We start from the raw sequence: 12,456 nt of genomic DNA, 5'->3' as shown, positions 1-12,456 counted from the left end.
AAAACCTCCCTACATGTGGAAGGCTTCAAAATGAGAATCATTTGATTCGTAAGGATAAGGAGTGAATGCTTTTTTCTCGTATTGCTTATGATATAAAAAGTCGTCAGCCGTGCGGGCGGTAGGAAGAATACTCATTTGTTCAAGCGGAATCACATCTCCTGTTGCCTCACATATGCCATAGGTTCCTTGTTCGATTTTTGCAATAGCGAGAGACACATCTTGCAGCTCTTCTTTGATGTGATAAAGAAGTGTGGTCGTTTTGACCTCATTCAATGTGACATGCTCAGCGGGTGAACGAAATGATGCGTATTCAAACAGTTTAGATTGCAGCTCTTCTTTCATTTGAAGGAGTTCCGTGTAAATCGTCTCTAGATCGCCATTCATGTCGCTATTTCAACTCCTGCCCTGTCGTGATAATCATATTGTTGCCCCGCCTGGTTACTTTAAAGCCATAAGATTTTTCCTTTCGTTCTAAACGCTGTCATTTTCTCATAAAAGAAAACGCCCCGCATATGACGGGGCGCCAGCTTGTGATATCGCATTGTTAATTTTGGTAATATTTCTCCACGATTTCAGCATTTTTCAGCGACAATGTTGGGTATTTCGGATTTGCACCAACGTCTTTTGAAATAATGCGGGAACGCTCGCATAGTTCTCCTTCTGCTTTTTGAACCACAATTCGTCCTGATGTATATTCAGGCGCTGATGCATCTGCATGCTGCTCATCTTCTACCGTTAATTCAGAGATGATAAAGAGCTGCTTCACATCTTCTTTAATGGATGCAATAAGGTTTTTCACTTCATCTGTCGCATAAAGCGTCACACTTGCTTCAAGTGAACGTCCGATGACTTTCTCGTTACGCGCAATCTCCAGCGCTTTTAGCACATCGTCACGTACTTCCATAAAGCGGTCAAACTTCGCTTCTGTCGCTTCAGCTTGAGGAACTAGCACACCTTCTGGCATATCTGTTAACTGAACACTTGGCTCTTCAACAAAGCTTAAGTGGCTCCATAATTCATCTGCGGTATGCGGAAGAATTGGTGCAGTCAGCTTCACTAAAGCCATTAATGTTTCGTAGAAGACAGTCTGCATGCTGCGGCGGTCTGGATGATCGGCATGCTCAATGTAGACGACATCCTTTGCAAAATCGAGATAGAAAGAGCTGAGCTCAATCGTACAGAAATTGTGAATCGCATGATAGACGACCGCAAATTCGTAATCATCATAAGCTTTTTTCACTTTATCAATCAATTTGTTTAATTTGATCATGATGTATTGATCCACTTCGCGAAGCTCTTCTACCGGCACGGCATTAACTGCTGGGTCAAAGTCAAATAAGTTCCCATGCAGGAAGCGGAAGGTGTTACGGATCTTACGATAGACTTCTGCTACTTGTTTCAAAATATCATCAGACACTGGATGATCGGCTTGATAGTTGACAGAAGATACCCAAAGTCTAAGAATCTCTGCACCAAGCTGCTTCGCGACCTTCGTTGGATCAATCGTATTGCCTAATGATTTACTCATCTTACGTCCTTCTTTATCAAGCGTGAAGCCATGGCTTAGGACACCTTTATATGGTGCTTTTCCAGTGACAGCAACTGCTGTTGATAAAGAGGAGTTAAACCATCCGCGATATTGGTCAGAGCCTTCAAGGTAAAGATCTGCCGGACGGACTAGGTCGTCTCTTTCTTCTAAAACAGCTTGGTGAGAAGAACCGGAATCAAACCATACATCCATGATGTCCTGCTCTTTTGTGAATTCACCATTCGGGCTGCCTGGATGTGTAAAGCCTTCTGGCAATAGCTCTTTTGCTTCTTTTTCAAACCAAATATTTGAGCCATGCTCTCTAAATAATTGAGATACATGCTGAATGGTTTCGTCCGTGATGATCGGCTCACCATTTTCCGCATAAAAGACCGGAATTGGAACGCCCCATACACGCTGTCTTGAAATACACCAGTCACCTCTGTCACGCACCATATTGAACAGGCGTGTTTCTCCCCATGCTGGAACCCATTTTGTTTCTTTAATATTGTCTAATAACGCTTCTCTAAAATCTTTAATGGATGCAAACCACTGAGCTGTCGCACGATAAATCGTTGGTTTTTTCGTTCTCCAGTCATGCGGGTAGGAGTGCGTGATAAAGTCGAGCTTTTTCAGCGCACCTTTTGCTTCTAGCTGTTCTGTGATGGCTTTATTAGCATCCTCATAGAATAGTCCTTCAAAACCAGGCGCCTCATCTGTCATCACACCTTTTTCATCTACTGGACAGAGCACATCAAGACCGTATTTCATACCGACAATAAAGTCATCTTCCCCGTGGCCTGGTGCTGTGTGAACACAGCCTGTTCCCGCATCAGTTGTGACGTGATCGCCAAGCATCACAAGAGAATCTCTATCGTAAATTGGATGTGCTGCAACGATTTTATCTAATTCTTTACCTTTTAATGTTTTCACAACTTCGCATTCTTCAAAGCCGAGTGTTTTTACTACTTGTTCAACTAGTTCAGATGCAACGACATAACGCTCAGCACCGACTTGAAGAACACTGTACTCTAAGTTTGGATGAACACAAATGCCAAGGTTTGCAGGAAGCGTCCAAGGTGTTGTTGTCCAGATAATGAATTGTTCGCCGTTTTCAAGAACGCCTTTGCCATCTTTTACTTTAAACGAAACGTAAATGGATGGTGAACGTTTGTCTTTATATTCAATTTCCGCTTCAGCGAGGGCTGATTCACTTGAAGGAGACCAGTTAACAGGCTTTAATCCTTTATAGATATAGCCTCTCTTCGCCATTTCACCAAAGACAAGAATTTGCTGCGCTTCGTATTCAGGCTTTAATGTGACATATGGATTGTCCCAGTCTGCTCTGACGCCTAATCGCTTAAACTGGCTGCGCTGACCTTCAATTTGTTTCCAAGCATACTCCTCGCATAGTTTGCGGAATTCTGCTGTAGACATTTCTTTGCGTTTGACTTTTTTATTTTTAGTGAGAGCTGTTTCAATTGGCAACCCGTGTGTATCCCAGCCCGGTACGTACGGTGCATGGTATCCGTTCATTGATTTAAAACGGACGATAAAATCTTTTAGGATTTTATTAAGTGCATGCCCCATATGAATGTCACCATTCGCATATGGAGGTCCATCATGCAAAATAAACGTCGGGCGTCCTTTCGTCCGCTCTAAAACCATTTGATAGATGTCTTTCTCTGCCCACTCCTCTTGGATTTCAGGCTCTTTGTTCGGCAAGTTCCCTCTCATCGGGAATTCTGTTTTCGGCATTAATAAGGTGTCTTTGTAGTTCATACCCATTCCTCCACATGCAAATTCTGATTAAAAAACAATAAAAAAAGCCCTCTCATCCCATAAGGGACGAGAAGGCTTGTCTCGCGGTACCACCCTTTTAGACAAGCGATATGAAAGAGCCGCTTATCCACTCAAAAATCGTAACGTGATCAGACGCCTTTTCTTACTGGTTTTTTCAGAAAAGGAACTAAAGGGGTGATCTCATTGCAGCGTCTCGTAATGTCAGGCTTCCACCATCCCTGATTCGCTTTATTACGCATGTGACAGCTGCGAGTGTCCCTTTCAAACGTTTATCTCTTGTTAATTTATGATGGTATTATATGCAACATGAGCACGTCATGTCAAGATGATGCGCTTATTCTTTTTCGTCAAAGACAGCGTCTACTTCATATTCCAGTAAATGATCCCAATCGTCATTTTTCAGAAGATCAAGCTGTGCTTCGATGAGCATTTGGAAACGAGTTCTAAAGACCTTCGACTGTTTCTTCAGCTCTTCGATTTCCATCGCAATTTTTCTTGATTTTGACAGCGCTTCGTTGATAATACGGTCTGCATTTTTCTCTGCTTCACGAATAATCAATTTTGCTTCTTTATCAGAATGACGCTTTACGTCTTCTGCTGCTTCCTGCGCCACAAGAATCGATTTGTTTAATGTCTCTTCAATTGTTGCAAAATGACCTAGTCTTTCGTCAAGCTCGTTTACTTTGTCTTCAAGCTCATTCTTTTTACGAAGTACGATCTCATAGTCTTTACGTACTTGGCTTAAAAACTCGTTTACTTCGTCTTCGTCATAGCCGCGAAAGCTTTTTGTGAACGTTTTATTATGAATATCATTAGGTGTTAATGGCAACCTCGCCACCTCCAGATTCAAGTTCGTTATGTCAGAAGCTCAAATGTTACTTTGAATTTATCTTTTTTGGTCTTCCCATCAATCGCTTTGAGGCTAAAGCGGCCAAATCCCCGAACAGAGAGCTGATCGCCTACACCGATTGTAAAGGAAGGGTCCTCAGTGACTTTCCAATTGACTTTGACAAGCCCATTTTTGACTAAAAGCTGTGCTTTTTGCCGAGACTGACGGCTGACAGCAGCACATACTGCATCAAGCCGAAGTGAAGAAATGGTATCTTCTTTGATATCAGTCTTCGTGATCACTGGCTTTATTTCTGCCTGCGTGATTTCCTCTAATGAAACGGCTGCTCTGCCGACATGTGTCAGCTGCGCCCGCACAAAATCGGCGACATCACTTGTACAAATAAACTGCACATCTTCCTCTGAAAATAATAGATCTCCGAATTTTTGACGCTTCAAGCCTGTCCCAATCAATGAGCCGAGAAGCTTCGGGTGTTCTAAGGAAATAAACTTTTTCGCATAGTTCACCTGAAAATATGACAGCTCAACATCTTGAATAGAAGGTTCTAAATAATCAGGATAAATGAGGGCTCTTTTGCGCTCCGCTCCCTCATACCCGCCAAAAAACATGATCCCAAGTTCTTCGCCATGCTGGATGACGGACTCAGTAATAAATTGCTCACGCGGATCAAGGAAATCTGTTAATTTCATTCGATATTGGTCGAGTGCGATTTTTTTCCAGCCTAACACTTGGTCGACAAATGGCTGTTCGTCTTTTCTAAAATGCTGATAGATATCGCTCATTTTGTTCCCCTCTTATGTAAAAGAGCCTGGCAGTGCCAAGCCCGGCAGCCTGTTTACATGAAGCGCACAATCATATTGTAAAGACCCGTTAGTCCATATGATGATGCAAAACGAATCACAAGCAATGCCACAATCGGCGAGATGTCAATCATGCCGATTGGCGGAATAATTTTACGAAATGGTTCTAAATACGGTTCGCAAATATTTGTCAGAAAACGGCCAATCACAGTTTCTCTTGCAGATGGCACCCATGACATAAAGATGTAAATAATAATTGCGAATGAGTAAATCGTTAATACAGTCTGTAAAAACTGGAAAATGTAATATAGAATCACTATGATTTACCACCTCTGAGGTTCTTCCTCTGTCAATAGCTCTGATATTGTACCAGATACATCTACATTATCAGGTGTGCAGAGGAATATATTCGAGCCAATACGCTGGATGTCTCCACCGATTGCATAAACGGTTCCGCTTAAGAAGTCAATGATTCGCTTTGCTTGATCATGCTGAATGCGCTGCAAATTCACGACGACTGCACGTCTGTTTTTAATATGGTCTGCAATCTCCTGCGCCTCTGCATAAACACGCGGCTCACTTAACACCACTTTAGAGGATTTTTGCACGCTTTGCAAGCTGACGACATTTTGTTTTCCTGTCTGCGGGCGATCTTGAAATGCTGCTTTGTCCTTCGTTCCTTTTTCTTCTTGAACGGGTTCTCTTTCTTCATCAATATATTCGTACTCATACTCTTCATCGTCGAGAGTGAAAAAGCTTTTAAACTTATTTTTTATGCTCATGTCACGCACCTCCTGTTTCATTTCCAACAAGTGAAGAGCCAATCCGAACGAATGTCGCACCTTCTTCAATTGCGATTTCAAAATCATTTGACATGCCCATCGATAAATGCTGACAAGGTGCATTTACTTGGTTAAGATGTTTTACTTCTTCTTGAAGATTTTTTAATGTTTTAAAACAGTTGCGAATCACAGTGTGATCATCTGTAAATGGAGCCATCGTCATCAGTCCAGCAATTTCAATCTGTTTGAAATCAGCTAGCTGCTTTACAAATGGAATGACGTCTTCACTTTTCAAGCCGTGTTTTGACTCCTCAAGTGATGTGTTCACTTGTACAAAACAGCGAACTGTGTGATCCGCTCTTTTTTCAATTTCATTCGCAAGAGACATCCTGTCGAGCGAATGTAAGTAGTCAATTGACTGAATGACAGATTTCACTTTTCGCGTCTGTAAACTGCCGATGAAGTGCCAGCTAATGTTTTCATCGGTTATGGCCGCCTGCTTTTCAAGTAACCCTTGGTCGCGATTTTCACCAAAGTGCATAATTCCTGCTTCTTTGGCTTCTTGTGCTCGTTCAATGGAGACATACTTTGTCACAGCGACGACCGATACATCTGCTGGATGTCTACCGGCTCTTTTACATGCTTCGTTTATTTGTTCATTTATTTGTCTGAGATTCTCTCGTACATTCAATTGCACTTATGCCTCCTTAAACCCGACAAAAGACATCATACGTCCTGTTTTCCCTTGATCACGCCGGTGTGAGAAGAAAAGCTGATCATTGCAGCTTGTGCACATCGAACTGACATGTATGTTTTCTTCCTTTATTCCTGCATGAAGCAATACGTTTTTGTTTAATGTTTTCAAATCAATTTTATATTGTCCTGATGAAATCTCGGAATACACATCCTCTGTTGAAAAAGGAAGCTGTTTCACTTGATCCATGACTGCGTCATCGACTATGTAGCAGCAGCTGCCAATGGATGGTCCAATGACGACTTGAATATGATCGGCCTTGGCATCTTCTTGGCTGACCCATACATCAACCATCTTTGCACCAATTTGCTTGACGGTTCCTTTCCAGCCGGCATGAGCCGTTCCAATTAATCCGTTTTGCGGAGCTAGAAAATAAAGCGGAACACAATCAGCGAAACAAAGAGCGAGCATCATGTTCGTCTCAGACGTATATAAACCGTCTGTACCAGGCAGTGCCTCATGATAATGAAGACTTCCTCTTCCTCTTTGCTCCTTGGTGACTTTCAGGATGCGATCCTCGTGTGTTTGGTCTGCAAACACCCAATCAGAGAGCGGCACAGCAGCAGCATCTGCTATGACTTGACGATTCATTTGAACACTAGAAGCATCATCTCCTACATGGAGTCCAGTGTTCAATGATTGATATGGAGGTAGGCTGAAGCCGCCGTTTTTTGTGGTAAACCCGGCCAATACCTCTTTACCAGAACATGTCATGTTCGTCCAATCATGAATGGTCATTGCATATGGTGATTTCTGCTGAAAGGGGTCATATTTGTATGTCAAAGCTGCCTCCCACCTTTCATTCATCTCTCTTTATTTCGCTCCTATTTTACCACAAGACATGCATAGACAGTTAGTGGGATTCATTAAATATTACACTCAAATGTGCCCTTTCTGCAGTTTTTTTTACAAATTGATATGAAAACGTAATCTTTTTACCCGAAAAAGACATTGTTTGCTAAGAATAAAGAGTTTGTTTTAAGGAAAAATTGAATGATTCATTGAGGAATTATACGAATTAAGAAGACAAGCGGACAAGTATCACATCTTCGCCAATTTTTACTATATTTCGCCATGGGACAATCATTTCCTCTTCTTTTCCGAAAAATCCCATCATTTTACCTGTGCCGCCAATAATAATCGCTTGGATTTTGCCGCTTGTGACATTAATATCAATGTCCCCAATGGTGCCTAGTTTTTTCCCGCTGGATACATCGACGACATCCTTGATTTGGAATTCAGAAATACTGATCATCTGTCCTTCCCCGCCTTTCGTTTTCTACTATAATATGTATGATGGAAAAGCAGGGAAGCAGACCAATAGTTTCTTTTATCTACAATTTGCTTAAATGCGGACGGCCATTTCTCCACATGACATCTACCGGACATTCAAAAAAAGAAGAAAGCAGGCCGCTTGTCATCATCTCTTTTGTTTCTCCTTGATCAAAAACCGATCCATTTTTTAATAATAAGGTATGCTGAAAAACAGGCAGAATCTCCTCTGCATGATGGGTCGTATAGAGCAAAGTAGGCGCATCAGGCTTAGCTGCAATAAATGAGATGGTCTCCAGCACTTGCTCTCTTGCTAAAAAATCAAGACCCGTCACAGGTTCATCTAAAATCAAGAGCTGGGGATCATTCATTAAAGCCCTCGCAATCAAGACTTTTTGCTTCTCTCCCTGTGAGAGGGTTTCATATGTTCTGTTGGCATATTTGAATGAACCAAACGCTTTTAATAGATCAATGGCTTTCTCTCTCATTTCATCTGTCGGGGTTTCATAAAGCCCGATAGAAGCAAATGCGCCGCTCAAAACAATTTCAAAAGCATTGTCGTCTCTGTGCAATTTCTTTTCAAGTCCCGCTGAGATGAGACCAATTTTCCTCCTGAGCTTTTCACCAAGAGCTTCCTTGCCAAAGACATGCCCCAGCACTGTCATCTCGCCTGACGTAGGGAAATAATAGGAGCAGAGCATATTTAATAAAGCGGTTTTTCCCGCACCATTTAAACCGTAAAGCACCCAGTGTTCCTGCTTATTTACCTGCCAGTCAACAGACTGCAGCAGCCATTTCCCATTTCTTTTTAATGAAACATTCTTCAATTCAAGTGACACCATAACTTCCTCCTGAGTAAAAATTCTGAATATACAAATAATGAATGTTTACAGCATATCGTAAATGCTCTTTCTGGTAAACCTCATATAAAAAAGCTGCTCCAATTTAGGAACAGCTTTTTTACAAGGTTACGAAATTTCAATTCGTACGCCTTCTTTTATATCAGGAAACGTGTGCGGGGATGCAAATACAGCTCCTGGTAATACTTCATCAAACGGCTCTTGGAAGTAGATCGAAATATGGCCGAGCTCTTTAAAGTTGTCATTTGCTTTATTGCCTAGGGCTGTGATCGTGTACGTTTGATCGCCCACTTGAATGGTTCCGCCTAGCTTCAGCGGCTCTTCTTCTAGATGTTCGAACTCATGAATGACAGACATATCTTTTAATTCCTGCGGCGCTGCGGGTCCAAATAAAACAATCAGCTTATCTTCTTTAAATTGCGGGACTAAGATCCCAATTTCTTTTACAACAGATTGTGTTACCATGTATCTCGATTCCTCCTTTAATACGTTTAATACATACCGAAGCTGGCAACGTATGCGATCACAACAGATAGAACCCCTGTAATAAGACGGCTATACAAAACAGCTGGTACCCCATATTGTACCGTTTCCGGCTTCGCTTCACCAAGTGACAGCCCCACTGGAATAAAATCACACCCTACTTGACCGTTGATGGCAAATAGTGCAGGAAGTGCAAATTGAGGCGGAATGTTTCCTAGTGCAATTTGACTACCAATCAGAACACCGATGACTTGGGCAATGACTGCTCCAGGTCCTAAGACAGGTGATAGGAACGGCAGTGTACAGACCACAACGAGCAGTAAGAGCCCCCAAAGAGATCCTGCCAAAGGTGATAGAAAATGGGCAATCAGATCACCGATTTTTGTATAATTGATAATTCCAATTAACATACTGACAAATGCCATGAATGGAATAATGTTTTTCAAAAGCATATCAACAGAATCACGGCCAGCCTGGTAGAACGTACCGGTGACTTTCCCGATTCCGCGTGAGAATCTCATCAGGAAATTGCCTTTTTCCTGCCGCTCAATATTTTCCTCTTTCAGCTTTGCATACGTTTCTTTGAAATTCTCTTTATCAATCGACTCACTGTTTTCCTGACCTTCTGCTTTCGCCTCACCATCAGATGCTTCTGCATAGGAAATATCTTTTTCTGTTACGCCTGATACGAAGATATCTTCTGTAATATGTTTAGCAAGCGGCCCAGAAGGAGAGGATGCCAAAACGTCTACAGTTGGAATGCGTTTCATTGGATAAAGTCCGATTCGCGCTGTTCCCCCGCAGTCAATGACAACACACATCATTTCATCTTCTGGTATAGAGTTTTTAAAGCCGTCACATGCCTCTGTCCCTGTCATTTCTGCAATTTTACGTGCAACCGGGTGAATGCCTCCCCCTGTAATGGAAACGACCTTTCTTCTTTTACCAGTTGGTTCAAGCTCTAAGCCTTCTCCCCATCCGCCAGCACCTTTTGCAACAAATACTTTGTGGTTTGTCATGTCTAACCCTCCCCTATTGTGAATTCGCTTTCATTTTTCCTGCTAAATATTTTGTAATCCATTCAGTAATGATTCCGCGTAGCAAAATGACGACGATCCCGACTAAGAAGTAACGAACAGCAAGCTCTGACATTGAATATCCAGCTTCTTTAATCCCGTTCGCAATTCCTAAGTAGACAAATAGTTCTCCTGCGTTGGCATACGGGAACAGTGATGTCACCGGATGAACAAATGAAACAGCTGAATCATAGAATGCTGGTTTTTGTTTTTCAGGTAAGAAGCGGCCAAACGTATAAGCCATTGGGTTTGTCAAAATAAGAACAGATAAGATCGGCATTAACGTGTAGCGCAAAATGGTATATTTCGCTGCAAACTGAATGGCTCTATTCACTCGCTCTTCTCCAATAAATTTCATGACAGCATAAGTGAAAGTAAGTAACACAACAAGCGTTGGAACGATACCTGTAATCAGACCCATGAACTGCTTTCCGCCGGCTTCAAACATTCCGATAAAGTGCTCTCCAAACCATTGAATCCATTCCATGTTTCATCTCCCCTTTCTTTAGTTCACATTTGTTATATTTTTTTTCGAAATTGAGACAAGTGCCTGCTCAGCCGCCATGGAAAGAGCTTGCATGACAGCTGGCGCTTTTTTGCGCTTTTTCAACGTCTTCTTCATCATATGGTGCTCGTCCAGCACAGCCCCTACATGCTTGCCTTCATATGCAGGGACTTCTTTAAATTTAGATAAGATCGACACGCCGCCAAGCACATGGCATTTTTGAATGATATACGATTCATCCACAATGATGAGCGCAATGGCCCCAGGGCCAACTTTGCGCCGTTCCATTCCTGAAAATAAGTGATAGCCCTGTTTCCCTCTGTAGTCATCAATCAGTGAGTCCATGCTTTTGCGGTAATACTTGATTTGAATAAAAGATAACCCATACTGCACAATGAGAATGATACAAAGTACGATTGCTAATTTTTCCATAGCTTCACGTCCTTATGATTGAAATAAGTGATCTTGTAATGAACGCAGCTTCCAGACGGTTGTGTTTGAATCAAGCTCTACATCATCATGAGTAAGGAACTGTCCTAATTTGATGTCTTTTTTCGCTACAACTTTTCCGCTGATTAAGCCAATTGGAATGTGACCGTTCGTTTTCATGTCTTGATGCGTTTCAAGTACACCTCTTACGGAGTATCCGCCAATTCCGTCAAGTGATTCCCCTGCTTTAATATCTCTTTTCGCAACAGCGACTGTTTCTGACACTGGTACACCAATCGGGTGGATCGATGAATCATGCTGTAAGACCGCTTTTGCGATGGTAACAGGTGTTTCAAGACTCGCTAAGTGGAAAGGACGGTAAAGCGTGTAGTGAGGACCTTTTCCAACTTTTAAGTAACGAAGCTCTTCATCTACTGGCTCTAGATCACTCTTGACGATAACGAATACGCCTGGAGCAAGTCCATTTACATATTCAACGACTCCGAAGTGATCGAGCACGCCGCCTTGTTGTTTTTGATTCAATTTATCTGCTACATTCTCTAAATTTGCTTCGACTCCGTGCATACCGACTTTATCTGGCAAAAGCCCTGTCGCGTTACTTAATAAGTTCATTTCTGCCATTGTTTTTGTTCCGTCTTGGAAGGCAGCGAGCATATGTGCACTCATATGTTTACTATCTGCTTCTGCTTTACACGTATCTGGATTTGCTTCTGGGAAGAATGGGTTGTTCTTGCCTTTCCCAGCAACGAGCACCTCAAGTCCCATTGTTTTTGCAAATTCATATAATTCTAGTGTTGCTGCCGGTTCGTCTCCAGCTGATCCAGAATAAACAAGTCCTGCATTTGTGAATAATTTATGCATCACCAAACCGATGGTAATATCAACTTCTACATTTAAAAGAACGAGATGTTTCTTTGAATTAAGCGCTTCCAAAGAAATGTTTGCTCCGACCTCTGGCACTCCTGTTGCATCTACGACAACTTCCACAGAATCTGATTGAATCACTTCTCTATAATCATTTGTGACGACCATTTGATGCGGCTTCGCATGCTGCTTGTAAAAATTCGCTGCCTTCTCTGCTGCACTAAGGTGAATATCACAAACACCTGCTACAATCATGCCTGGAATTTTAGAAATTTGTGAAATAAGTCCAAAGCCCATTTGGCCTGCCCCAATAATTCCTACTTTGATTGGATCTCCACTGCGTTCTCGAGCTAACAACTGTTGATAGATTGACATCTAAATCATCCTTTCAGGTTTTCTTGCTTCTCGGGAAGATTGCTAGAAAAATAA

General features: G+C 42.0%; 15 protein-coding genes. All 15 read right to left on the bottom strand.

The window, feature by feature from the left end; all coding sequences use genetic code 11:
• Positions 1-9: 9 nt before the first annotated feature.
• Entirely contained in the window at positions 10-384 is a 375-nt protein-coding gene (locus MHB41_RS07470; RefSeq protein WP_024424237.1) for a hypothetical protein, read from the bottom strand.
• Positions 385-544: 160 nt separating this feature from the next.
• Positions 545-3,310, bottom strand: coding sequence for an isoleucine--tRNA ligase (gene ileS / locus MHB41_RS07465; RefSeq protein ID WP_061109812.1), 2,766 nt, complete (start codon positions 3,308-3,310; stop codon positions 545-547).
• A gap of 355 nt (positions 3,311-3,665) precedes the next feature.
• Entirely contained in the window at positions 3,666-4,160 is a 495-nt protein-coding gene (locus tag MHB41_RS07460; RefSeq protein WP_008344947.1) for a DivIVA domain-containing protein, read from the bottom strand.
• A gap of 26 nt (positions 4,161-4,186) precedes the next feature.
• A complete protein-coding gene (locus MHB41_RS07455) occupies positions 4,187-4,963 on the bottom strand; it encodes an RNA-binding protein (RefSeq protein ID WP_340898752.1) in 777 nt (258 codons plus the stop codon).
• Positions 4,964-5,016: 53 nt separating this feature from the next.
• The gene (locus MHB41_RS07450; RefSeq protein WP_073205111.1) at positions 5,017-5,298 is read right to left on the bottom strand and encodes a YggT family protein; all 282 of its coding nucleotides are present in this window, start codon (positions 5,296-5,298) and stop codon (positions 5,017-5,019) included.
• Between the two features lie 6 nt (positions 5,299-5,304).
• Positions 5,305-5,763: a cell division protein SepF gene (gene sepF, locus MHB41_RS07445; RefSeq protein WP_024424241.1), complete on the bottom strand. Its 459-nt coding sequence runs from the start codon at positions 5,761-5,763 to the stop codon at positions 5,305-5,307.
• 1 nt (position 5,764) lies between these two features.
• On the bottom strand, positions 5,765-6,454 hold the full coding sequence (locus tag MHB41_RS07440) for a YggS family pyridoxal phosphate-dependent enzyme (RefSeq protein WP_277722989.1): 690 nt from the start codon (positions 6,452-6,454) through the stop codon (positions 5,765-5,767).
• Between the two features lie 6 nt (positions 6,455-6,460).
• Entirely contained in the window at positions 6,461-7,300 is an 840-nt protein-coding gene (gene pgeF, locus MHB41_RS07435; RefSeq protein ID WP_340898755.1) for a peptidoglycan editing factor PgeF, read from the bottom strand.
• Positions 7,301-7,535: 235 nt separating this feature from the next.
• Positions 7,536-7,772 carry a YlmC/YmxH family sporulation protein gene (locus MHB41_RS07430; RefSeq protein ID WP_008344958.1) on the bottom strand — a complete coding sequence of 79 codons (237 nt, stop codon included), beginning with the start codon at positions 7,770-7,772 and terminating at the stop codon, positions 7,536-7,538.
• Positions 7,773-7,851: 79 nt separating this feature from the next.
• On the bottom strand, positions 7,852-8,628 hold the full coding sequence (locus MHB41_RS07425) for an ABC transporter ATP-binding protein (RefSeq protein ID WP_024424244.1): 777 nt from the start codon (positions 8,626-8,628) through the stop codon (positions 7,852-7,854).
• 129 nt (positions 8,629-8,757) lie between these two features.
• Positions 8,758-9,114 (bottom strand): PTS glucitol/sorbitol transporter subunit IIA, encoded by a 357-nt coding sequence (locus MHB41_RS07420; protein ID WP_224426544.1) that lies wholly within the window; start codon positions 9,112-9,114, stop codon positions 8,758-8,760.
• Between the two features lie 26 nt (positions 9,115-9,140).
• Positions 9,141-10,151: a PTS glucitol/sorbitol transporter subunit IIB gene (locus tag MHB41_RS07415; protein WP_024426936.1), complete on the bottom strand. Its 1,011-nt coding sequence runs from the start codon at positions 10,149-10,151 to the stop codon at positions 9,141-9,143.
• Positions 10,152-10,164: 13 nt separating this feature from the next.
• Positions 10,165-10,695 carry a PTS glucitol/sorbitol transporter subunit IIC gene (locus tag MHB41_RS07410; protein ID WP_024424246.1) on the bottom strand — a complete coding sequence of 177 codons (531 nt, stop codon included), beginning with the start codon at positions 10,693-10,695 and terminating at the stop codon, positions 10,165-10,167.
• An 18-nt stretch (positions 10,696-10,713) separates the two neighbouring features.
• Positions 10,714-11,145, bottom strand: coding sequence for a transcriptional regulator GutM (locus MHB41_RS07405; RefSeq protein ID WP_024424247.1), 432 nt, complete (start codon positions 11,143-11,145; stop codon positions 10,714-10,716).
• Positions 11,146-11,157: 12 nt separating this feature from the next.
• Positions 11,158-12,402: an SAF domain-containing protein gene (locus MHB41_RS07400; RefSeq protein WP_061109810.1), complete on the bottom strand. Its 1,245-nt coding sequence runs from the start codon at positions 12,400-12,402 to the stop codon at positions 11,158-11,160.
• Positions 12,403-12,456 lie beyond the last annotated feature (54 nt).

The sequence above is a fragment of the Bacillus sp. FSL H7-0578 genome (assembly GCF_038630855.1).
GTDB lineage: Bacteria > Bacillota > Bacilli > Bacillales > Bacillaceae > Bacillus > Bacillus safensis.
This window is presented reverse-complemented; position numbering and strand designations above follow the sequence as displayed.